Here is a 22,067-nt window from a genome sequence, read left to right as displayed (position 1 = left end):
TGCCGACTGGCCACAAGAATCGTCTACACAAACTGCCACTGTTTGCGACTAGGCGGGTAAAATGAACGAGATGACGCCGCTCGCCCAACGTATCCTGGAAGGGGCGGGCTATTTTAGGCCCGACGGGATACCGTCAGAGGGTATGGTTCTACCTGGTAGCGAGCGTTTATCAGCGGGGGATGGGGCTCGTGTGGCCCCATTGATGTCGGCCGACCATGGTTTGTCTGCCGATGCTGTCTTCAAGGTGGGTACTGCTCCGGTTATTGTCTTCAAGTCGTCAGAGACACAAGCCGACAGTGAGACCGAATGGCATCGGCTCGCCTGGAACTTCGGCGTGGCACCATTGCTTTGGGTAACAACTCCCCAATATGTCAGAATTTATAATGCCTACCAGCCGCCAGAGGCCTTTGGGCACGAGTCTCCGCTTCTAGGTGAATTCACGCTCTCCAATGGACTTGATCAGGCCCTTACTCAGCTGCGGCAAGTGTGCGGGCGCCGACATGTCGCTATGGGCGGCTTCTGGCGCTCGGAGTTCGCACGTCGTATAGATCGGCGTACACGGATCGATAATGTCCTATTACGTGAACTCACCGCGCTTCTCCGTAACCTTGTCAGCCGCGGCATACGACCTGCTCTAGCACAAAAGCTTGTCGGACGATGCATCTTCTTTCAGTATCTAGTCCATCGGGGGTATGTGACTGAAGGTGAACTCGAGGCACGATTTGGTAGAGGTGAACTACATAGTATTCTGGGAGATCTCGACAGCACCTATGGCTTGTTTCGGTGGATCCGTGCGACATTCAATGGTGACCTTTTTCCGATTGAAAACGAGGCCGCGGAGCGTGATCAACTCGGCCATAGTGCCGCCTGGCTGGAACCACTGAGCGATTTCTTCGGCCATTTCAACGTTTCGGACAAGCAAGGCCGTCTGTTTCCATTCCGCTTCGACGCGATCCCGGTTGAGTTAATTAGTTCGATCTACGAAAAATTCGTGCACATGGCGGACACGGACGGCGAACAAAAGCTCGGCGTACACTATACGCCCATCAATCTCGTCGATCTTGTACTTGACCCTGTATTTGAAGGGCTTGAGCCTACGGCACGAGTGCTGGACCCTGCCTGCGGTTCTGGCGTTTTTCTTGTAGAGAGCCTGCGGCGCCTTGTCTGGCTTCATTCTCGTAAACAACCGGTCACCCGCGAGCTGGTGCGCGATACGCTTATGTGGCAAATTCGAGGAGTCGATATAAGTCCAGCTGCGTTATCAGTAGCGGCATTCAGTCTTTATCTTGCGCTTCTCGAGCTCGATCCAAATCCCCCACGTGGAATCGACGCCCTGGACTGCCTGAAATTCGATCCCTTGCACGAAAAAGTCTTGTTCTCAACAAGTACATTCGACCCGAGGCTAGCCGCGCGCATGACCGAGGGTGAGGTCTTAGGCCAACCGCAGTTTGACGCCATTATTGGAAATCCGCCCTGGACTCATGATCCAAAAGCCAAAGAAGCCGATCGCGCGCTCGTAAAACTAGAGCGCGACGCGAAAGGACGTGGAGACGATCCGGAGGAACTCGAGCAGGAACCGGAGCGGCGATCAGGAATCACCTACGCTCGCTTGTCCGGTGTTCCTCTGCCGCAAAGATCCAACGATTGGGCCTTTCTCTGGAGGTGCCGCGATTTCTCCCACTCAAAGACCCGCTTGGCTTTGGTGATGAAAGCGACACCGTTTTTCAGCCTTGAGCGAGGTGCAGCCGAGCGCCGAAATCGACTGCTTCGGGCCTTTCCGAACGTTAGTTTGGTCAACATGGCGCAGCTTCGATTATCGCGACTGTTTCAAGAATACGAGGCAGAACAGGGAGAAGCGAAGGCTGCGGCTGGACCAGCCCTTCTGTTCTTCTCGAATTGCCTGCCTGTGGATCCAGACACAGCCACAGTTATTAACCTTCCGTGGACGTCGACATTTGAAAGCACCGGAATCTTTGAGCTTCCCGCGGATCCCGCCAAGGGCGTTCCTTTAGATCTGCTGGCTCTTCGTCCTGAGCTGTTGAAGACTGCCGCCTATGGTGAAGAACGCGACGTCTGGTTTGTTGAGCGCCTTGCACGTAATAAACACGTCACCACATTCGCGGCATTGTTGGCGGAACTGAGCCTGCCCGCTGGCCAAGGCTACCAGCCGGGGAAAAAATACCCAGCCACACACCTTCAAGGCTTGCCTATTCTAACCACTCGGCAGTTCAGTGCCATGCGGGTCGCTCGCAATCTTTCAATTTTTGACGCGCCGCATGCAAATCGCGCGTATGGCCTTGATCGCTATAGAGGCCCCTTGGTCCTCCTACCGGAAGGTGGTTTAACGGCAGCACTCGAACGGGGCCGCTACACAGCAGCTTTTGACGAGCGCGATCTAGCCTTTAACGAATCTTTCATTGGCATTTCGTTCGCCGCATCGAGCAATCTAATGGCCCGTGCGCTTACCGCCGTTATGAATTCGTCTTTCGTAGCCTACCAGCTTGCCTTAATTGGCTGCACATTAGGAATCAAACAGACGAAAGTGGAGCGGGTAGATCTCGACAATATCTGGCTTCCGAGGCTCGAACAACTTAATCCTCAGGTTATTGAGGACCTCGCCGAACTTGAAAACAGACTTGCAAACAGCCTTGAGACCAAGCCGATCCTCCAAAAACTCGATGAGCTTGTTTACGACGCATGCGGACTGATCGCCCCGGAAAAGGCAATTCTCAGTGACGCGGTCCGACGAGCGCGAGCAGTAATGTTCGAGACCCCTAGCGACAGATCATCGATGGACATGGAGCCCTCCGCCGACGAGGTCCTCACCTATGCTACAAACCTCTGTAGCGCTTTGAATGAGTACGCGGACGACGACGACGATCAGGTTCTCACACCCGAATGCTATGCTGCTGCCGCAAATGATCTTGTCGTGATGAGATTCAGCTTGGGGCGGAAGGGAGCTGCAAAAGGAGGAGACATAAGACAAGCAAAGCTTGCGGATGTGGCTCCCCAGGATTTTTCATCCGCTTTGGGAGGCTCTGAACTTCCCTACCTAAAGCCCCTCCGAAGCTTGAGGTTGTACGTGCAAGACGCGCTCATCATTGCGAAGCCCGCAAGGTATCGATGCTTCACTCCCGCGGCAGCCTTCTCTGACGGAGACCGAATTCTTGCAGATTTAATGCAACCTATGCAGACCACTGTGGATAGCGGTGCAGCTACATGAGTGCTCTTAACGATCATCTGGGGGCAGTCGGGTCCACCATACTACCGAATAACTTCCACCGGATACAGCCGCAGGTTCTTCGAAAAATTCTGTTCACGTTTAATGACGCTATTTTGACTACAGTCGGTCTCATCGGCGATGTCCGTCATCTGGAGCCGCGTTTTACTCGTCAACTTGCATCATGCTTCGAGGATGCACGCGATGCGGCGGGCGGAGGACGTTATCACATCGAGCATCAGGGCGAACTGCCGATAGTGGACCAAGACGGTAGAGTGATAGCATTTCGTCGGCTCGACATTCGTATTTTATTCAGTCAGCAAGTCGGAAGGCGCGGTGATTACCTCTGTATTGAGTGTAAGTATCTCGATGCGAATAACCGAAGTTCGGATGATGAATATGTCGCGGAAGGCGTGGATCGGATTGTGACCGGCGCCTACGCGCTAGGTCATGGTTTTGCGATTATGGCAGGTTTGGAACGAGTTGGACCCATGACCCGAACAATTGCCAATGTCGATGATCGGCTACGTCGACGCTACGGGTCTGACCAAGGCCTGCGTGCCGCTCCTAGATGGAAATTAGACATTGTCCGAGAAAGCGAGCACCAGCAAAATGGTACCGAGCATAGAATTGTACTCGTCCATGGCTTCTGGCCTATAACTACTCTGTCAAAGGGTTAGATGGTCGTCCAAGACCGATCAGCCATGTCGACTAGAGTTGACTTGCCAAGAACCGAACCAAATAGAGGCACCCTCCGCCGTCGGGTTTTGGCGGACAGCCGTCATATCTTTAAAGTTACCACGATAGCCGTCTTAGCGCAGTGCCAGTAGTGATTGCATGCGCTGAAGTTGGGGTCGGAACAAGAGCAGTGCAAAATCGTACGCTAAGGGCGAACGGAATGAGAACTTATGCGACCCGCCGTAGGCCGACTGGCAGACGGAGCGGTAGAAATCCGTTGGGCATCTGATGTTCGGCATCCCAGGTGTAGATGCCTGTAAGGTTGATATGTTCCCAACTCAGCGGCGAGATGTGCTTCAACAGAGTATCAGGAATGTCTCGTCCGGCTCGTTTCAGCTGTGTGACCGCGCGATCAAGATAGACCGTATTCCAGTGCACGATTGCACTGACGACGAGATTGAGCCCTGAGGCGCGGAATGCTTGGCTCTCGAACGACCGGTCGCGGATCTCGCCCCGCTCGTGGAAGAACACAGCCCGTTTCATCTTATGGGCGGCCTCGCCTGTCAATCAGCACCGAACATTCACCCCACCAGAGGGGTCAACATTCCATGCTTAAACACAGCTATGGCATTGTTCATGCTTCGTTCGGCCTTAGCGTACGATTTCGGACTGCTCTTGGTCTGACCCCTTTTCGATGTGACGACGATGGAAGCGTTTTCATGGGAGGGCGTCGATATCACGCAAGAGTCGCAAGGCCCGTTACGAAAGTCGGGGACGATTCAGCATGCGACGATAGCCAGGCTGCTCGCGGCGGAGCCGGCTTATAACGTGATTTTCGATTGTGACGCTTCCGGCGAGGTGGCGGACATCGTTGCCATTCGTAGGCAAGGACGGTTCCTCGATGTCGAGCTTTATCATTGCAAGTTCTCGTCGAAGGATAAACCAGGCGCTCGCGTTGACGATCTCTACGAGATCTGCGGACAGGCAATGAAGGCCGTTCGATGGGCTGACCCGCGGAGTAAGTTCCTGCAGAGGCTTCGCCGACAGGAGGAGAACAGGCAGAAGTCTTGCCAACAAACTCGATTCATCAGTGGCGATCGCCCAATTCTGGATGACTGGTTGACGCACCGCAGAGACCTCGTAACGCGGTTTAGTATGACCCTTGTTCAGCCGGGCTATTCCAAGGCTAGGACTGCCCCTGACCATTTGCCAATCCTCGGTTCGGTGCAGGCCTATCTACATCAAACGTATAATATCAAACTCAGCTTTTGGAGCAGCCCGTAAGGATCTAGGTTCACCATCAGAGCAATCGTGCTGATATGTGCTCAAGCTTTAACGGGAAACAATCCCGGCAAATCCTGGATATCCGCATAAAAATTGTCAGATCGGCGGTATAGCGTCACTCTGGTCGAAGAGCCGCAAGTCGACTACATTTTTCACAAGTTGCTGTTTCGTCTGTAGCCTGCCGATTGACTGATTAAAGCTCTAGAACAATGTAATTTACAAAGCCTCTTTCCATTCTACCTCAGATCATTATGTCCACCCAGGGAGCGTGCGCGGCCAACTTCTCGAAATCAGTCCGAGGCGGCTGTGGCGACGAGAAAGACAGCACCTCGTACTCTTTGTAAAGCTTGATGGTCTCTGGCTTAATATCGGCCGCCTTGAAAGCTGGAGCATACTTCTTCGAATTGCCGATGCGTCCGCCAAGGTCTACGAGAAGCTTGGCCTCTGGAATCGTCTTATACCGACCTCGCTCCGTCGAAGCTGCAGCCTGTGCCTTGGATCCCGGAGGCAATATCGCGTTCAGTATGTCGACCGGTTCATAGGAAGTGCCAGGCGCTCGGTCGATCCCCTCGCCCCACGGCGTCGCGTTAATGCTGCCGTGATGCCCGACTTTCAAGAAATCGACCGGTTTATCGAGAAGCGCCCTGTGTCGATTCCAAATCGTGTTCCAGGAGCTGTTGCCCTTGCCTTCCTTGAACTTCGGCTGCCATTCAGCATCCCCGACGAAAAGCAGTCGTTTGCCGTTCCATTCGATGAGCAAGACGACGCTGGTGTTGTTCACAAGTGCCCCATCGCCCTCAGAGAAGGCTAAAGCACTCGACAGCATCCTGCTCTGAAGGTTGCGGAAATCGATGGGAGCCACATTTCTAGGCAATGCCTCCGACCCGCGCGGCACAGATATGAAGCGCTCTACCTCACCGTCATCGGCGAGTTGAACTAGCTTGCTGATCGAGGAATCCTCCGGCTTTCCGAGATACCAATGGTCGATATCCTCTTCCGGACCCAGGATGTGGAAAGTCGCGCCAGCTATCGGTAGTTTGAGATCTCCGCCGGTCGACTGACCTGCATGGACATAGACGGGCTCGATCCCATTCGAGTTCGGAAGGTTCTTCGTCAGATTTTGAACGGCCGTATCGTTGTCGGCTGCATAGGCACCGAAAAGCGCGTCGAATTCTGGACCGAGATTGAGCGTTACGGCTTGCGTCAATGCCTGTCCGGCCAGTTCGTGGAGCTTGCTGGCGCGTTTTGCCTGGGGGTTCCCGGGCTTCATCGCCGCGCTCATCCACATGGCCTTGATTGCCACGTCGTCCCATAAGGGCAGCCCGAAGCCAGCCATATGGTCTTTGTGCTTGTGCGTTACGATGAGAAGATCGAGGCGCTTTTTGCCATTTTCTTCCGGCAACTCCTTTTTCAAGAGGGGAACCGCATCCCGCAGGTACCCCTCGCCGCTCAACGTTCCGCAGTCGATGACAATGTGGAAGTCGCCCCCATTTTCATGGGCTCCGGGAATGCGGCAGTAGATGAAGTCGCCAAGGCCGACGTAAAACATCCGGATCAGGAGCTGATCTGCCACTGGCGTCCTCCAACTTCCTGGTCATCGTCGTGGTTGAGATTGAAATGCGGAGACATGCCGAAGGTCAGAAGACCATCCTGACGGCCAGCTTCATAAGGTGGAATGGCGCGAGCAAGAACGCCGAGCGGACTGAACTGCGTGTCCCCGATCATGCCAAGCTTGATTCGCTTGGCCAGGTCTTCCAGGAACTTTGAGCGACGGGCCAAGCCGTCAGCCCTCTCATTCTTCCGGGCGTCATCCGTTCCCAGCACCTCTGTCCCTGGCTTGCGTGACCAATGGATGAGGTTGCCGTTTTGGTCGAGTACGATCGTCCCGCCACACAACATAGCAGTGCGCTCTCCATCGAATTTCCCAAACTGGGCACCATTCAGGGAAATCTCTTCCTTCCAGATGTACTGCAGGACGATCTGGTCAGACTGTTGCCGCCCCTCTGTCGTGAGTTTGCGAGCCCGCGCGATATCAGCGACCTTGAGATCGACCGTCGGGGGTATCAATAGCTCGCGGCGATTGTCATCAAGGAAGCGATAGGCGCTGCCCCGCGACGCGGAGATATCGTCGATGCTGTGGAATACCGCCAATCCGGGGCGCGTAAAGACCGGTGTTGGATCAAGGACGCTTCGATCCCCCTCCGTCAGTATCTCCCTGTGAAGGAACGCCTCGAAGATTGCCTTCCGAAACCCGTCTGGATCGATCGGGTTCGTGATTTTTTCGGCGCGGAGCACTGCCAGAGCATAGTCACGGAAGGTCACATCACATGGCGGTAAGAAGTCCAGTGGCTGGATAGCGCACATCTGCATGTGATCGATGGTGTACCAGAACAAGCGTTCGAGCGAGGCAAGCTTGTACGCCGGATTGGCCGCCTGCCGATCTAACTCTCGGGCTTTTCTTATATTCAGCAGGGAGATCATCACGTCGAAGACCGCACCCGTCAAGACCTGCGACATGGTGTGAGAGTTGGCGGTCGCCGCGTCTGACATTTTCATCTGATTAAGCGCAGTACGGAGATAGGGTTGAGCGGTTACCGCCTCCCCGAATTGCTGGGCCAATGAGGCCAAGAGGCTCGCGTCCGCGAGATCACCCTTACTCTGTTCGACGATCTTTTTGCGGAAAACATTGTTTCGAAAGGCCATCAACAGTGCCGTAAGATCGCCCATGAATTCATGGAAGGCACCTGTCTCGGTGAGGATGCTCTCGAAATAGTATGGTCGCAGCCCATCCAGCACAGCATGTCCGAATTCGTGGTTCACGATGTCGCTGGATTCGCATGTGTTCACCCTGCCAGCGTCTGCCACGAACCAATAGAACTGCAGGGATTTGCTCATACGGTCGTAATAGGCATTCTCACCATATCCGGCTGTCGGGACCAGGAGCAGTCGATTGCCTTCAAAGCCCCATTCGATCCGTCTTCCAAGGCCTCGACCGCCCTCGAAAAAATCCAAGGTATGCTGCACAGTCGCCCAGACGCTGACCTGCCGGAACTGAGCCAAGCTCCTTCCCCTGGCAGTATTCAGATCAACACCTTTTGGACCAAGGAAAGCATTGGTCGTTTCGTCCCACTGCGCAGGTTCCTCAAGCGTCCCGGAGCTGGAGTCGTAGTCGACAACCGCGAACCTGGCACTGGTCGGCCCGTGTGTGATGCCCGGCTCCCAAGGTACTTCGAAATCCTTGTCGATATCCGCACCCGGATTGTTCTTGGCGACGAGCGGGTCCTTGAAATAGACGTTCACGTTGAAACGCAGGCCAACGTCACTTTGGACCGAAAGCGGCAGCGTGCGCCGGGTCGCGTATAGGCGTATCCTTGTTTCCTTACTCAGCTTGCCCGGTGTGGTTCGTTTCGCCATCGACCGCATCCCCCTTGATCGACTCTACTGGCAGGAAACAGGATCGCTCAGCAGCTTCGCGAGGCGAAGCCCAGCGCGGCCGAGCTGCTGATCAACGACCCCAATCTCTTTGTCGAAGTAGGCATCATCAAGGAAGTTGTCGGTAGGGGTGTCGGCATAGACTTTCATCGCAACAACGTGGGTTTCGACTGCCCACGAGGCCGGATCACCAGCCTGAACGGTCACTACGTTCGCCGTTTCCAGCCAGCCGCTTTCCAAGCGATCGACATATGCGCCCCACCCATAAACTTCCTTCTTGATTAGGCTACTGTCCCAAACGGTGTGAAGGTTCTCGTCGGTGGATTTCAATTGGTAGAACGCGCAGCTCTTCCCGCAGGTCTCACCCCCGATCCTCGTTGTTACCGAGTGGTTGTTCATGCCGATCTCTTCCAGGACTGTATGAAAAGGCTGATGGAGATCGCCCACGAAGTGAACGAGGAACTTGAGGGCCTCCGCACGGGCCGCTTGGTCGGTCGCGCAGTTCATCTCCTTGCGTGCCCTTTCAACCTCGGCCACAACGCAGTCGACTTTTGCGGCATCAGGCTTGCAGTCGATCGTCGGATCATAGGTCGCCCGGCCGATCGGAATGGAAACGAAGTGCCAGTTATAGGTAGTCGGTCTGGCGTCGCGGGCATCGTCAGCCCAGCTCGCGATTGACCCCAGCGATACGCCAGGCCCAAGCAGGGTCGAGACCATCGTGGCGGCCTGTGGTGACAGTCTCCGCTGGGCGATTTCGGCGACGATCGAATGGCCCTCCTGCCCCCAGGCAAGCGCACTGATCGGTCCGATGATGACGAGAAATATGGAAAGAAAAAACTACGCATGCCGCATCCCCTCGACAAGTATAAGGCGAGTATTGATCAGCTCTGCAACATTGGCAAGACGGTTCCAGCCGAGCTGATCGATATTCAGAGCAAATTTCATCGCGGTTTAGGAGAAGGATTTTGATTATTTTTTAGGTGTGAATCGTGCGAACGATCAAACGAACTACCTAGACGCGGCAAACGCGATATTCTACCACCGACTGTATCGCAGATCATGGCTTTGTTTGCCATACGGGAGCGCTGATGCCTACACTTAATACCGATCTCATCGGCCGCGTGAGGCGCTTGCCACTCAAGCCCTCGGCGACGTCAGCTCTTATGCCTGTTTTCGAAGCAGTTTCAAACGGACTGCATGCCATAGATGATCGTCACAAAGCTAACGCTCGCGTGCAAGGCAAGATAGTAATTGAAGTTCTTCGCCACGACCCCAAAGAAGCGGCGTCGCCAGTGGTTGGGTTTGTGGTCACAGACAACGGCATCGGCTTAGATGATGACAACTACAATTCGTTTTTGAAACCAGACTCTCAGCACAAGTTTGACCGTGGTGGCAAAGGTGTGGGCCGCCTTGGCTGGCTGAAGGTATTCAAGGAAATCCGCGTAGACAGCACATATCAAGATGCTCAAGGAGACGCGGCCGTTCGTTCATTTGATTTCGTTTTGAGCGACGATGAGCAAGTTCGTTGGAAGCCTGACGCGAAGCCTTCGCCTACTGGTCCAGGTACCCGCGTCTCTCTGAAGGTCTTTGATACGCTGTACGGCTCAAAGTGCCCAGTGGAGGCAGCGACGCTGCGCCAACGCGTCATCGGGCACTTCATGCAACTCTTCGCGGCCAATGCAGCTCCCTCCATCATGATGCAAGACGGCTTAGAGAGCATCGATCTAAGGGAAGCCTTCAAGGACCTTATTCAGAATACGTCGGAGGAAACAGTTTCTGTCACGCTCTCAGACGACGAGAAGTTCGACCTTACAATCCGCCACATCCGCGCAGCGAAGGCGATACGACCTGACGTAAACAAGAAGGCATATAACTGGCTGTTCCTCTCCGCAAATGACCGCGCCGTCGAGGAAACGGTTATTGACGACCAGATTGGCCTTAAGGCTCTTGATGGCGGCGACGTCTATATTGGCTGCGTGTCGGGCTCTCATCTAGATCGGCACGTCAACCAGGAGCGAACCGGCTTCAGCTTTGACGCGAGCGAGAGCCGTGAAATCCGCCGGGCGCTACAAGCGTCCGTCATGTCCTATCTAAGTTCCTATGTGTCGCAGCAGCGTGAGAAGAAGCGCCGCCTAGTTCAGCAAGTTATCGCTGAGTACCCTCAGTTCCTTTATCTTCAAAGCGAGATGGAAGCATTTATCACGAAGCTCGCACCTGGCGTTACTTCCCGAGAAGCCGTCTATGTCGAGATGTGCCGCCACCGCTACCGGCGAATGAACCAGGAGCACAACAAGCTTGAAGAAGCATCCAAGCCTGGATCTGCTTTAAAAAAAGAGCTTGAGGCTCGGGTGACTGAGTACCAAAAATTCGTGCAGGAACAGCAGCGCGGGGTCCTTGCTGAATATGTCCTGCTTCGCAAGGCGGTGATAGATATCCTTGACCGATACTCGGAATATCAGGAAGGGACAGAGAAACACCATCTCGAAGAGGCCGTACATAAGCTCATCGTTCCAATGAGAACCGATTCCGCAGCAATGGAAATCGGCGACCATAACCTCTGGCTAATTGACGACCGATTGGCGTTTTTCGCTCACTTCTCGTCCGACCGCCCCTTCAAAAGCTACACCGACAACCCTTCTCTCGACCGACCAGACGTCGCCTTCTTCTATGACACCTGCTTTGCCTGGCGGGAGCAGGAGACGCCGAATACAGTGGTGTTGGTGGAATTTAAACGTCCGGCCAGAGACAATTACGACGGTGATGACAACCCGCTCCGTCAGGTTATCAGCTACATAAAGAAGTTCAAAACCTCTACATCTCTGAAGGACTCGAAGGGGCGCATCTTGTCGCCTCATATGCAGAACGCGGCCTTCCACTGCTATATCGTCGCCGATCTGACCAACTCGCTCATGGATGAGCTGGGAGGATATCGCTTTGAGAAGACGCCCGACGGAATGGGGCTGGTGGGCTACCTGACGAACCCTGACGCCTACGTTGAAATTATCTCCTACCCGAAGCTCCTGGCTGATGCGAAGATGCGAAACAGCATTTTCTTTAAGAAGCTTGGCATCACCAACGTAGATCCTGGAGCGGAGCGAACAAGCGACGCCATCGACGACGTGCTTGATGAGGTCGACGAGGAAATCACGACTGCGGCCCAATAGGCCCAGAAAAGCCTGCGAAACCAGGGCGAAGATCGATAGCGAGTCGGACGTCACGCCGACGATTACGCATCGTTTTCGATAGGTGTGATCCCATCATAGAAGAACTTCATCACATATCTATCGAAGGGCGTAAGTGAATCAATCTTCAACATCCGTTCCAGCCCGATATCCTGGAATTTCTGGATGGCATCGTTCAGCCCGAAGTTTGCCGTCGTGAAGTCGATGAGCCTGCTTCGATGAATCTTCTTCGAAATCATCCGAGGGAGCCCATATTCTTCAAGCGAGTATACCGGCCCGGGTAGAAAGGCACGACTTAGGCTGCCGACAAAGCGAGAGACATCCACCTCCGAATTTATAATGATCTTATATAGCTCGTTGGCGTCACTGACCAACGCCGACAGCTTATAGGTGATGGTGCGTTCGAGTTTGAAAAATTGATCGATGCCTATACCGTCGTCATCCAGCCGGTCGAGTATCCGCGACAGATGCGAGTTCCAGTTCTGTGACATCGCTTTTGTGGCAACTACGATGTCTGTGAAGCGGCCGTCCCAGCCCGTACTCTTGAAATTGAGCAGCTTGTAGAGCATCCGCTCCCAATGCTGAGGGTTGTCGGAATTCAGAAATGCGAAGCCATTCCACTCTTCAGGATGGTTATGCATGTCGCTCGCCAGGCGCAGCAAGAATTCGGAGTCGCTGTCGTGCAAGACGTTGTCCCGCCGCAATCGAGCGAACTCATCTTCCCCAATGATGCCCGACATTGATTGCCGATATTCGACGACATGTTCCAGCTGCTCCGGCGTGAGCCTATCACCATCCTGCTGCTCATCAAGATCACCAAGGATCTGCTCCGGAAACTCGATTTCTAGCTGCGCGTCCTCGTCCTTTGGCGGCTCGTCCAGAAGGTAAATATTCCCTACAAAGTGTTTGAACATACGGCCGCCTCGGCCAATGATATTCTTGTAGGAAAAGTTTTTCAGCTTCGAGCTGCCGATCTTGCTGCGCCAAATGATGACATTTTGCGCAGAAGTGTTGACGCCCTCGATGATCGAGGAGGTCGAAACGATGTTGTCGAGTCCACGGTCGTTTTCAAACAACCTGATCTGGATTTGACTGAGACACCGGTGCATGCTGCCGTTGTGAATGCCTGTGCCGCGCTCGACTAGGTCGGCCAAATCCCAGTCCTGCAAATAATTTTCTCGAAGCCACTTCGCAAAGTGGTTTGTGTGCGGCCTGTCGACGATATCCATGCTCCGTTTGACGATTTTCGCCACTCGGTTGATGTCTGTGTAGGTACCCGCGTAGATCAAAGCCTTTGCAGTTCTGGGCTTTATAAGCTCGACGAGCTTGTCCGCCTTCCGATCCTCATCACCCGCGATCTCTCTAAAAAGCTCGTGCTTTTCAAGGAAAACCGTATTGAAGTCGAGCAGCTCAAGGAATTCCATGTCGTCGGTAAAGACGTTGCTCGTCAGCTTTTTGATGTTCGGCGCAAGGTAGTAGCGTTGAACAGATTTCTTTGAGAGCTTGATTATCGCTTTGATCAGCGAAGGCGCCCTGTCCTTGTCATGGACCTTGCTGGCCTTGTAGAATTCGTCGATGACGAGAAGATCGATCTTCTCAATCTTGCTAAGGTAGCCGAACACCCGCTCTTGCGGAAAAATGAAGATATTCCTTTCACCCAACTGGGTGTCCGGCGCGGTGATAATTCGATATTTTCGGGAAAACTTCTTGAAAATCCTGCGCCGCGTCTCGTCCATCAGCGCGATTGTCGGCACGATGATGACGACCGTATCGGGGTCATTTAAGGCGATGAAAGCATCGACGATGAAGCTTTTTCCAAAGCTCGTGGGTGCGCTCACCGCAAGATTTGTGCCACGCATAAGCTTGCCTAGAACCAGGGACTGCTCACGATGCAAGGTTGCGCGACGGTCACCGACATCCACCTCGAAGGCAGAATGAACATATCTCTGCTCCCATGACCCGGAATCGAGTTCCATATAGGGATAAAGACCCGTGGTCCGGATAAGGTGGTTCAGGACCTGCGGGTACGGCTCCCCGTTCTCTTTCATATTGCTCAGAAGCTTGATCAGGGTATTCCTGGCGGCGACTTCGTCCCCTCGGTTCAAGTGGTCGTTGATTTCATGGCAAGTGTCGAAGACATCCATATCAATCGCCCTTGAACTGCTTAACTTGCTTCGTGAACGCTTTGACAATCGCCTTTTTGTCGGGGACTGGCACCAAGATCACATGGAAGGTGATGTCCGTGTACTTGTGAACCGTGCTGGCCTTCGCCATCTGCTTGGCGAAATATGCCTCAGCCCGATCGCGATGGTAATCGATGATCGACTGTCGATATTTAGGTGTCAGATCTGTAGCTGCAGACGTGATCTTGCACTCGTGGATGAGCAGGATCGGAACATGAATCCTAGGCTTTAGCCTGTCAATCGAGTGGTGAGGCGACAAGGCCGCTTTGATAGCTTCTTTCAATGCCGCGTCGATCGGAAGAAGATCGAGATCATTCACATTAGTGATGATCGAGTTTTCCTTCTTCAATTTCGCCGTGGTGAGGGCCTCGTAGACCGAGTTCACAACAGTATCGAGCCGAGCATCGGCTATTGAGTTGTAAAATTTTGCTTCGCCAAACCAAAGGGTGAAGTCGTTGCCGTCTACGACGATGTGGACGCTATCCGCCCCTTTCGCGTTGTCTTGGCTGTTCTGTTTGTAGAAAATCTTTGGAACGACAGGAAGAGCTTTGAAGTGCTCGCGCATCAAGCCGTAAAGGAAAATCTCGGCGACCTCGCTACCTTCGCCGATCTTGTCATTGTCAGTCAGTCGCAGATTCTTCGCTGCGGCCAACAGAGCAGTGAAGCTCTGGTCAGTAAGCGCTGCTCGTTCTCGCTCCGAGAGGGCGGTTTGAGCGATATTGTCCCAGATGAAGTTCTGGAAATCCTGGTGGCACCACTTTCCGTCCTCGAAGTCGTTAACGTAACTCAGGAGCCGCTTGTTCAACGCAGCCTTCAACTGAGCAATAGAAGTCACATTCGAAAGCGTATCATCGACAAAAATCTCGAATTTGACTTTGCTCATTTTACTGCCACCAGCGCTTGCTTAAGCCCATGCTTATATTCGATAAACTAGCATTATCTCACAAGCAATGGTTTTGCTCGTGCATAACTATTACCTACGAGGACACCAATATTTGCAGGGAGTCTTGTGGATCGCTGGACTGCGAACACTTGCAACTGTGGTTTGGTGTCTGCGCCTAAGAAGACACATGCAAACCGAAAATGCAAGTTTGCAAATCCATATTGCACTCAACAATTCGATGCGATATATGACGTCTATCGTCAGGAGATGCACATGACAGTTCCCACAGCAGCGTTGAAAAAGGCTCGCGAGGCCGCCAATATCAATCAGACTGAGATGGCTCAACGCCTGGGCGTGAGTAGCAACAGCGTGGTTTCGCGACTTGAGAAAACCGAAACGACCGACCAGGCTATGGCGGAGCGGTACCTCAAGGCGATTGGGACAGAGCAAAGCTTGGCGATGCTCGATTACTATTCGCGCGAATGGAAGATTTCGAAGCGCCCCGATTTTAAACATCCGAACCGCGACGTCTTGTGGCAAGCTGAGACCGCCTTGCAGAGCTTGGAGGCATCCGAGGCAGGTGAGTTCGATGCCCTTCTCGCCGAGCCTCTGAAATTCCTGCGAAGCAACCTGATCTCGACTGCTGATTACGTTTGGCAAACAGATCACGCTCTGGCATGGATTGGAGTTGTAGGGATCGGGAAGACTACTGCCCTGTCCCACCTGACGAACCTCATTCTTCCAGGCACGGATGGACGGCCCAAGCCGATATTCCCGGCATCTGGTGGTCGAACGACCACCAGCGAGGTTGTTGTTCGGCTGGGACCGGCCTTTGGTGTGGCCGTCGAGCCGAAGACTGAGGATGAGATCAGGATACTCGTCACTGAGATTGTTGATGCTGCACTCGACGGCAAGGGCGGGGTTTCCACCGAGATCGATCGCGCCATCAGAAATATGGCTGATCTCCCAAAGGCAAGAGACCCAAATGATCCAAAAATTCTGATCGACCCGATCAGGGAACTGACTAGAGACTATCCCGAATCGCGAGAAGATATTGTCCACGCCATCGTGGCGCGGATGAAGTTGGAGCAGCGAACAGAGACGCAACTTCTTTTGTCCGAAGATAACGCGGGCGGCCTGGAATGGCTTTCAAAAGTCGTGACCGAAATCAATTTCGGACGCCACGCTCGGTTCTCTCTTCCCCAGAGAGTGACGGTGTTCGTGCCGAAGCGGGCGATGAGGAAGTCGGATTTCGATTTGACGATCATCGACACTAAGGGCATCCATGGCGCGACCGATAGGCCTGATCTGCAGTCAATGTATAGCAACCCAAGGACGCTCAGCATCCTTTGCTGCGCCTTCAACGACGCTCCTGGTCAGGAAACGCTTGATATCTTGAAGGGCCTCGTCGACATGGGGTCGGACGCGATTGAGCGTCAGCGCGTAATGCTATTGGTGCTCCCGCGTGCAGACGAAGCATTGAAGGTCATCAACGGCATGGGCGAGCCGGTCGAAAGCGTGGCCGAAGGCTACGCTTACAGGACCTCACAAATCCTCGATTCCTTGGCGGCAGAAAACATCCCTTCTGTGCCGATCTTATACTTCAATGCCGTTGAGGACGGATCAGCTACCACATGGCGCGAGATCAGCGAGAACATCGACGTCCTTCGCCAACGGCAGCTGGAGAGACTATCGCGCTTCACGGCACTGGCGCTTGATTTCCAGAACAGCGCAGACGCCCATAAGATCCAGCAGGCACGAAACACGTTGGCGAGGGAAGGCCAGAATATCTGGAACGCATACCAGGATATTCCGACCGCCGTCAGGCCAGCTCAGCAGGGATTAATTTCAGAACTGAAGCGCAGTCATCCCAGTACAATTGCTGCGGCGGTTGTCCGAAAAGGAGCGTGGTACAACCTCGACATCCACCACTTCATCGGAACAGGGGTACGCTCAGACGCAAATCTGCGGACATCCGGTCTTGTCCGAAAAATTCAAGGCCGTCTTGATGCCCTGCGTGACCAGTTCAATTCGACAAGCGAGGCACTTGCTCTCGTGGACACCTTAGCTGAAGACCTCGCGGATTGGCACCAAGACTTCCTCGTTCGGGCTGTGACAATCGGCAAAAACGCCTTCAAGCAATTCCTTGATGCCGACGTCGAGTTTTGGAAGGAACTCAAGCGCCGCTGGGGACAAGGCTCGGGCTATCGAAACGAAATTGCGGACATGATGGAGAAATGGTTCGAGAAGGAAGAGTTGAATAAAGCTCGCGCGAAAATCGACCGGCGGCTTGCCGAAGCCTGGAAAGAACTTGTTCTCGATAGGGTTCTTGAAAGCTCTGCGCTCAAAGAAGCCACCGACGAGTAAGGTATACTTGCGATCCGCCTCAACTGGTTGAAGGGTTGCTTGAGACTTGTCAAATGAAGTCCTGCGGACGCTCCACCACCGTGTAGTTCATCGGAAGCTGGATTTTGTATCCCTTCCGAGAAAGCGTTGATCTGTGGATCTTCGCTCCCTCAGGTATAACCCGCCGGTGCGCAAAGTTCGGCTTCCACTCTCCGGTCTGTCTCCGTTTTTTCGGCACGACTTCCGCAAGCCACCAGCAACCGCACAGTGATTCATGTATTTTCGCACCCTCGCCGATTTCCTCGGGTGCCCTCAAGATCGCCCTCGCCCTTTGATGATCGACACGCAGCCCGAGCAGTTCCGCTTCGTAGAGCATCCATTCGAGAGAAAGCTTCGCCAGACCGTTCTCCGCTTCCTTGTATCCTCCGCCCACGTCTCCATGGCATCCTGGAAACCAGACCTCTTGTATATCGCGCGGCAGCTGACCCGGCTGCGGCTGAGTAAGAAGGTTTGTCCTGAAAAACGCCCTCCGCTCGTCGATCGCCACCGCGTGCCGGATGTGTTGGACGTTCGGAAGCTTGGAGGCATAGGGAATGCTCAAAGGGTTGGCGATCCAGCCAACAGAACTTACCGTGTCCCAGATACCCATGAAATGGATCGGGCAATCGATCGAGCTAAAGGTGGACTTGAAACCGTCGGCGAGCTTGAATTTCTCATGTACGTCACCATCGTCCTCGTTGAACCCGGTCATTTGCCTGATTGCATAAGGTATCAACGGCTCGTTGCCGGGTGGAAACAGCCCGTACATGTAGATCAAGGCCGCCAGCGCTCTGACCGTGTACGCCCCTCGACTGAAGCCGAAAAGATAGACTTGATCCCCGGGCTGATATGTATTCATGATATACGCATAGGCCTCGACGAGGTCCCGTTCGAGGCCCCAGCCGACCGCCATGCCAAGTGTCCGTCGTAGCTTCCGACCGACGTCGGTTATTGCTCCAGGCGGCTCCATCGTCCCGAGACCGGGATGATAGAATGTCTGCTGATTGTCGTCTCTTGCCAGCACGGAGAACAGCCGAACGACGTTTGTTTTGTCTGCCGCGAATTGGTTTGACGTGCCATCGCAACAGACCACAACGCTTTTCATAAGCTCTGCTCCCGGTATCTAGTTGCGCGTTGCCCCTTCGAGCCAGGCATCAAACGCCTGCCTCTTCACGGCCAGATTACACGTTCTGGAGGAACAGAGAAGAGGATTGCAACATCTTCGGGCCATTGATTTAAGCCTTCCGCGGGTATGCCGACCTATACCGCATGCAATTTCTTTACCTAGCTTCCAGACGGTCTCATGTCGATGCTTGCCAACCATTAGAAAGCGAGACTCGACGATCAGATCAAGTATAACCGGAAATCAAATGTCGACGCCTCAAGGCATTAGATGCGGTCGGGGAACTCGCCCTCGATGTTGTCTTCCGACTCTGATGACCAAAAAAGTCCCTGTGCCTCGTCGAAAGACTCCTTTTCGAGCGCGGCTAGGCCGAAGAACTCGAAAGTGTACTGTGCCTTGGCGTCGCCGGGTTTGAGCATGTACGATACGATATAATTCATGCCATCCTGGACCGACCTGCGCCGAATATGGCTCTCGTACCGGTCGAAATTTGGATGGACGATTAGGTATCGGTCAGGGTTTTCATGATCGTCCAAGATGGTGTTAGGGTCGACCACGAAGTCAATCTTCTCGCCCTTGTACTCCATGTTGCAACGCTTGCACGATGCCGAAAGGTTGCTCGACCGATAGCTCAACGCTCGATATCGCCCCTTTGGCAAGATATGCTCGCGATCTCGGACAAATCGCCCGCCACCGCCCATCAGAGTACGGCAATAGCAGCAAGTTTCATGATGCCGCGCCATATGGTAGTCGACAAGCTTCTGCTTCGCGCTCTGAAGGTGAGTGCGAACCGCAGCAAGCGCCGCATCATCATGGGCCCATGGATCGGCGTGTTGCAGGGCTGTTTCGATCGCGGATATCTCGTCGTCACTTAATTCAAAGTCGGCGAGCGCGGGCAAATAAGCGTCAGGCACCATCTACCCCGAAGTTGATGCGTTCGGCTTCGACAGTTCTTGCGAGTTGTACGACGCGGTCCAGGAAAGAGATTTGCTGTGGGTCGAAACTGCCATCGCGAAGGAGGTCGACCAATTCGGCGACATCCACTGCTGTGGTGGTCCCTGCCCTGAGCTTCGAAAATTCGCGAGAAAGGCTTTCGCTGACGAACCTATTGGCTGGCGTGACCGTGCGAAAAGACTCGAATAACGTTTCCTCTAAACTTGCCTTCTCCCCGGGTCGAAGATTCGGGGTAACATCGTTTAGACCGTCATTCGTCAGGCGGAGCACCTCAGGTCTCACGTCATCTAGAAGCTGCGCCCCGGAAACGATAATAGGCGCATGCGTCGCGATGACTATGTTCGGCTGTCGATAAGAAAGGACGGCCAGGAGTCGCTCGACGTACTCGCGCTGCCATCGCGGATGCAGGCTGTTCTCGGGTTCGTCGATCAGGACAATCGATTCGTCCGTGACTGATGCGTTCAGGAACGCCAAGCAAGCGATCAGCGTAAGCTGGCCCGAGCTGGCTTCATGAAGCGGGACGGTACCCCATTCTTTCTTTGAGAGGAACAACTCGACACGAGACAGATAGCCTGCAGCTCGGAGGTGAGGTTCCCAGACAAGAATCTGAGCAGCCTGATTACTACGAGAGCTACTGTAGGAATCGTCGAAGTCCAGCCACCAGAGACCGTCACGCCCGAGGTTATCTCTGTTCATCAGAAGCGGCAGCAGGTAGCGCAGATCATCGATTGAGAGATTGTCCTCCAACGATAAAGTAGGATCGGCTGCAATCACTGAGACGATCTCGTCCGGCGACGTAGTGCGTTCACTGACACCATCGTCCATGGCTTTTTTTGCAGTCTTGAAGGTGACCTTTAGTCCAATTCTCGGCTCGTAGGTACAGTAGCTCAATGTCTCTGCCAGTGCGCGGAGACGAATTGGCCCCTCCGTCATCGCGTTGACGATAGCCCGTTTCAAAATTCTCTGAGGAAGGTTTTTGCCGGAACTAGCCGAAATGCGCTCTACGCCACGGAGGTTAGAGAAACGATCGTAGACGGTGTTGCTTATTGCGAACACCTTTCGTTGCCAACGCTCCCTCGTCGCGATTTCGCGAAGAAGACGGCTTTTCCCCGCGCCGTTCTCGCCCACGACAAGCGTGACGTTCAGCCCTGCTTTAAGGTAATCAAGCAAGGTCTCTTCCCCCAACAGGCTAACGCCAGCCCAATTCTCGAAATTAAAGGTTCCTCTCCGCACTATTCCTTAGTTGTAACGATTGCAACCAGTTGTAAGGTGCGAGAAAATGATTTCTACCGAAGGCCTGGTCGCGATAGCCGTTGCTCGACGTATAAATCAAGTAGGCCCGCCTACCGTTCTTCTGGATTCGTAGGCTTCCGCCTCGACGCTTACAGAATTCCCCACGCCCGAAACCTCCCCCTCCCCGTCATCTCCCTAAGCCCGAGCTCCGAAACGATCCGCCGCGCCGCCTGCGGCGTGACCTCGAGCGCCTTCGCCACCATTCCGGCCGACACGAGCGGTTTCGCGATCACCAGCTCGACCAGCTCAGGCAATTTCGAGGAGGTTCGCCGTCCTTCAAGTTTTCGGTCCATCATCGTCTTCGCCAGAGTCAGCCGGTCATGCTCTTTCATGCCGATCTCGGCGGCCGCCAAAAATCCGTGGGCGATGGCCAGCAGCCGGGTTTCCCGATCGCGATGCCGGCGCCGATCGACGGGAATGGTTTTGAGGCCAAGGTTGATGGCAGCGAGATGAGCACCTGACGTGATGCCCGCCTGGCGCAGGATGGAGGCGGCGAACAGCCGGCCGAGCCAGGGCGCATGCTGCAGGACAGAGAGTTCGTTCCAGGCGTCGAGGACAACGATCGCCTGCAGCACCGCCGGCAAGTTTCCGGCCTGGCGCAGGACGCTGCGCCATTCGTCGAGCCGCTCGTCCTCGTCCCAGTCGAGATCATAGACCAGCGGATCGGCCGGAGCCCGGCCGGGCTTTTTTGCTCGTTCGATCGCGGCGTCAGAGCGCGCGAGGATCGCATCGATCGCGGCATAGTCGACGCCGGGGAGACTTTCGACGTCGTCACCATCATCCCCCTCCCCTTCCGGATTGATCGCGGCCGCGGGCCGAATGACGCCGGCCGTCGTCGCCTCGTCCCCGCCGCCCGACCCGATCTCCGAGGTTTTCCGCAGCGTGCGGATTCCGTCAGGCGACAACGCCCAGCCGGGCGGCTGCGCGGCAATACGCCGACGAGTTCGCAACACATCGCGGGCGATGGTCAGCTCGTGGGTCGGTGTGCGAATATCCCGCGTGGCGTCATGGAGCACGAGGTCTTCGAGATGGACGAGTTCCCCGTCGATCCACAGCGATGCGCAGGCGTCGGTGAACTGGGTACGCTCGAGGAAACCCGCGCCGACCGGCGAACGGGTGATACGCTCATCCAGACGCGTGAGAGCAAGACCGGCGTCGAAAGCCGGCCGCATCAGGGCTGTCATGCTGATTTTCGCGAGATCATAAGCCATTGAAATCATGGTAAACGATTTGCTAAAAGAACTCTATCGAAATGTTATAGTTCCTCCCATGGTATGATTGCTGGCTGAGCTTCTCACCATCGATAAGTAACCCTTATCGATGGTAGTTGATTTGAAGCCCTAAATCAGAGATGTCGGCCGTCCGAATTCGGCGGATTCCCCACATTTCCGGCGATTTTCAGGGGTTTTTCGCCCCAATTCGGTGGACAGAGCGCTGCGACGTAGCGATC

The 22,067-nt window shown here is 54.4% G+C and carries 15 protein-coding genes and 1 pseudogene; 6 read left to right on the top strand and 10 right to left on the bottom strand.

Going from position 1 to position 22,067, the window contains the following annotated elements; genetic code table 11:
* Window positions 1–61 precede the first annotated feature (61 nt).
* Both G6L28_RS22165 and G6L28_RS22160 read left to right on the top strand, forming a co-directional pair.
* A complete protein-coding gene (locus G6L28_RS22165; RefSeq protein ID WP_174066287.1) occupies window positions 62–3,223 on the top strand; it encodes an N-6 DNA methylase in 3,162 nt (1,053 codons plus the stop codon).
* On the top strand, window positions 3,220–3,900 hold the full coding sequence (locus G6L28_RS22160) for a hypothetical protein (protein ID WP_174066285.1): 681 nt from the start codon (window positions 3,220–3,222) through the stop codon (window positions 3,898–3,900). Before G6L28_RS22165 ends, G6L28_RS22160 begins: the two co-directional genes overlap by 4 nt.
* 226 nt (window positions 3,901–4,126) lie before the next feature.
* On the opposite strand, the pseudogene G6L28_RS22155 reads toward G6L28_RS22160, so the two are convergent.
* Window positions 4,127–4,459: pseudogene (locus G6L28_RS22155) on the bottom strand (Tn3 family transposase); the annotation flags it as partial.
* A gap of 144 nt (window positions 4,460–4,603) precedes the next feature.
* Between G6L28_RS22155 and G6L28_RS22150 the strand changes: the two are divergent.
* Window positions 4,604–5,182, top strand: a complete 579-nt coding sequence (locus tag G6L28_RS22150) for a hypothetical protein (protein WP_174066283.1) — start codon at window positions 4,604–4,606, stop codon at window positions 5,180–5,182.
* Between the two features lie 241 nt (window positions 5,183–5,423).
* Here the strand turns inward: G6L28_RS22150 and G6L28_RS22145 are convergent, their stop codons facing one another.
* The 3 genes from G6L28_RS22145 to G6L28_RS22135 are packed head-to-tail and all read right to left on the bottom strand — an operon-like array spanning window position 5,424 to window position 9,352.
* Window positions 5,424–6,755 carry an MBL fold metallo-hydrolase gene (locus G6L28_RS22145; RefSeq protein WP_174066281.1) on the bottom strand — a complete coding sequence of 444 codons (1,332 nt, stop codon included), beginning with the start codon at window positions 6,753–6,755 and terminating at the stop codon, window positions 5,424–5,426.
* The gene (locus tag G6L28_RS22140; protein WP_174066280.1) at window positions 6,737–8,596 is read right to left on the bottom strand and encodes a serine protease; all 1,860 of its coding nucleotides are present in this window, start codon (window positions 8,594–8,596) and stop codon (window positions 6,737–6,739) included. The genes G6L28_RS22145 and G6L28_RS22140 overlap by 19 nt, the downstream gene beginning before the upstream one ends.
* A 24-nt stretch (window positions 8,597–8,620) precedes the next feature.
* The gene (locus G6L28_RS22135) at window positions 8,621–9,352 is read right to left on the bottom strand and encodes a S1/P1 nuclease (RefSeq protein ID WP_234902696.1); all 732 of its coding nucleotides are present in this window, start codon (window positions 9,350–9,352) and stop codon (window positions 8,621–8,623) included.
* A 30-nt stretch (window positions 9,353–9,382) separates the two neighbouring features.
* Between G6L28_RS22135 and G6L28_RS22130 the strand changes: the two genes are divergently transcribed.
* Entirely contained in the window at window positions 9,383–9,583 is a 201-nt protein-coding gene (locus G6L28_RS22130; RefSeq protein WP_174066278.1) for a hypothetical protein, read from the top strand.
* Window positions 9,584–9,702: 119 nt separating this feature from the next.
* Entirely contained in the window at window positions 9,703–11,778 is a 2,076-nt protein-coding gene (locus tag G6L28_RS22125; protein ID WP_174066276.1) for a hypothetical protein, read from the top strand.
* A 62-nt stretch (window positions 11,779–11,840) separates the two neighbouring features.
* Here the strand turns inward: G6L28_RS22125 and G6L28_RS22120 are convergent, their stop codons facing one another.
* Together G6L28_RS22120 and G6L28_RS22115 are read right to left on the bottom strand one after the other, a co-directional pair.
* Window positions 11,841–13,940, bottom strand: coding sequence for a DEAD/DEAH box helicase (locus G6L28_RS22120; RefSeq protein ID WP_174066274.1), 2,100 nt, complete (start codon window positions 13,938–13,940; stop codon window positions 11,841–11,843).
* 1 nt (window position 13,941) lies between these two features.
* On the bottom strand, window positions 13,942–14,862 hold the full coding sequence (locus tag G6L28_RS22115; RefSeq protein ID WP_174066272.1) for a HamA C-terminal domain-containing protein: 921 nt from the start codon (window positions 14,860–14,862) through the stop codon (window positions 13,942–13,944).
* Window positions 14,863–15,135: 273 nt separating this feature from the next.
* Here G6L28_RS22115 and G6L28_RS22110 point away from each other — a divergent pair, with 273 nt between their 5' ends.
* Window positions 15,136–17,229 (top strand): helix-turn-helix domain-containing protein, encoded by a 2,094-nt coding sequence (locus G6L28_RS22110; RefSeq protein ID WP_174066270.1) that lies wholly within the window; start codon window positions 15,136–15,138, stop codon window positions 17,227–17,229.
* 49 nt (window positions 17,230–17,278) lie between these two features.
* Here the strand turns inward: G6L28_RS22110 and G6L28_RS22105 are convergent, their stop codons facing one another.
* The 4 genes from G6L28_RS22105 to G6L28_RS22090 all read right to left on the bottom strand — a co-directional run bounded on the left by G6L28_RS22105 (window position 17,279) and on the right by G6L28_RS22090 (window position 21,837).
* Window positions 17,279–18,352: a T6SS phospholipase effector Tle1-like catalytic domain-containing protein gene (locus G6L28_RS22105; RefSeq protein WP_174066268.1), complete on the bottom strand. Its 1,074-nt coding sequence runs from the start codon at window positions 18,350–18,352 to the stop codon at window positions 17,279–17,281.
* A 284-nt stretch (window positions 18,353–18,636) separates the two neighbouring features.
* Window positions 18,637–19,269 carry a hypothetical protein gene (locus G6L28_RS22100; protein WP_202033808.1) on the bottom strand — a complete coding sequence of 211 codons (633 nt, stop codon included), beginning with the start codon at window positions 19,267–19,269 and terminating at the stop codon, window positions 18,637–18,639.
* A 7-nt stretch (window positions 19,270–19,276) separates the two neighbouring features.
* A complete protein-coding gene (locus G6L28_RS22095; RefSeq protein WP_174066266.1) occupies window positions 19,277–20,494 on the bottom strand; it encodes an ATP-binding protein in 1,218 nt (405 codons plus the stop codon).
* 212 nt (window positions 20,495–20,706) lie between these two features.
* A complete protein-coding gene (locus G6L28_RS22090; protein WP_174066264.1) occupies window positions 20,707–21,837 on the bottom strand; it encodes an RHE_PE00001 family protein in 1,131 nt (376 codons plus the stop codon).
* Between the last annotated feature and the right edge of the window lie 230 nt (window positions 21,838–22,067).

It is taken from the genome of Agrobacterium larrymoorei (assembly GCF_013322225.1).
Lineage (GTDB): Bacteria > Pseudomonadota > Alphaproteobacteria > Rhizobiales > Rhizobiaceae > Agrobacterium > Agrobacterium larrymoorei_A.
This window is presented reverse-complemented; position numbering and strand designations above follow the sequence as displayed.

Bases quoted from the DNA above. Each gene is read 5' to 3' on its own strand.
- G6L28_RS22165 (WP_174066287.1), top strand. From the start codon at position 62: ATGAACGAGATGACGCCGCTCGCCCAACGTATCCTGGAAGGGGCGGGC.
- G6L28_RS22120 (WP_174066274.1), bottom strand. From the start codon at position 13,940: ATGGATGTCTTCGACACTTGCCATGAAATCAACGACCACTTGAACCGA.
- G6L28_RS22105 (WP_174066268.1), bottom strand. From the start codon at position 18,352: ATGAAAAGCGTTGTGGTCTGTTGCGATGGCACGTCAAACCAATTCGCG.
- G6L28_RS22160 (WP_174066285.1), top strand. From the start codon at position 3,220: ATGAGTGCTCTTAACGATCATCTGGGGGCAGTCGGGTCCACCATACTA.
- G6L28_RS22110 (WP_174066270.1), top strand. From the start codon at position 15,136: ATGACAGTTCCCACAGCAGCGTTGAAAAAGGCTCGCGAGGCCGCCAAT.
- G6L28_RS22130 (WP_174066278.1), top strand. From the start codon at position 9,383: ATGGCCCTCCTGCCCCCAGGCAAGCGCACTGATCGGTCCGATGATGAC.
- G6L28_RS22090 (WP_174066264.1), bottom strand. From the start codon at position 21,837: ATGATTTCAATGGCTTATGATCTCGCGAAAATCAGCATGACAGCCCTG.
- G6L28_RS22125 (WP_174066276.1), top strand. From the start codon at position 9,703: ATGCCTACACTTAATACCGATCTCATCGGCCGCGTGAGGCGCTTGCCA.
- G6L28_RS22140 (WP_174066280.1), bottom strand. From the start codon at position 8,596: ATGGCGAAACGAACCACACCGGGCAAGCTGAGTAAGGAAACAAGGATA.
- G6L28_RS22115 (WP_174066272.1), bottom strand. From the start codon at position 14,862: ATGAGCAAAGTCAAATTCGAGATTTTTGTCGATGATACGCTTTCGAAT.
- G6L28_RS22150 (WP_174066283.1), top strand. From the start codon at position 4,604: ATGGAAGCGTTTTCATGGGAGGGCGTCGATATCACGCAAGAGTCGCAA.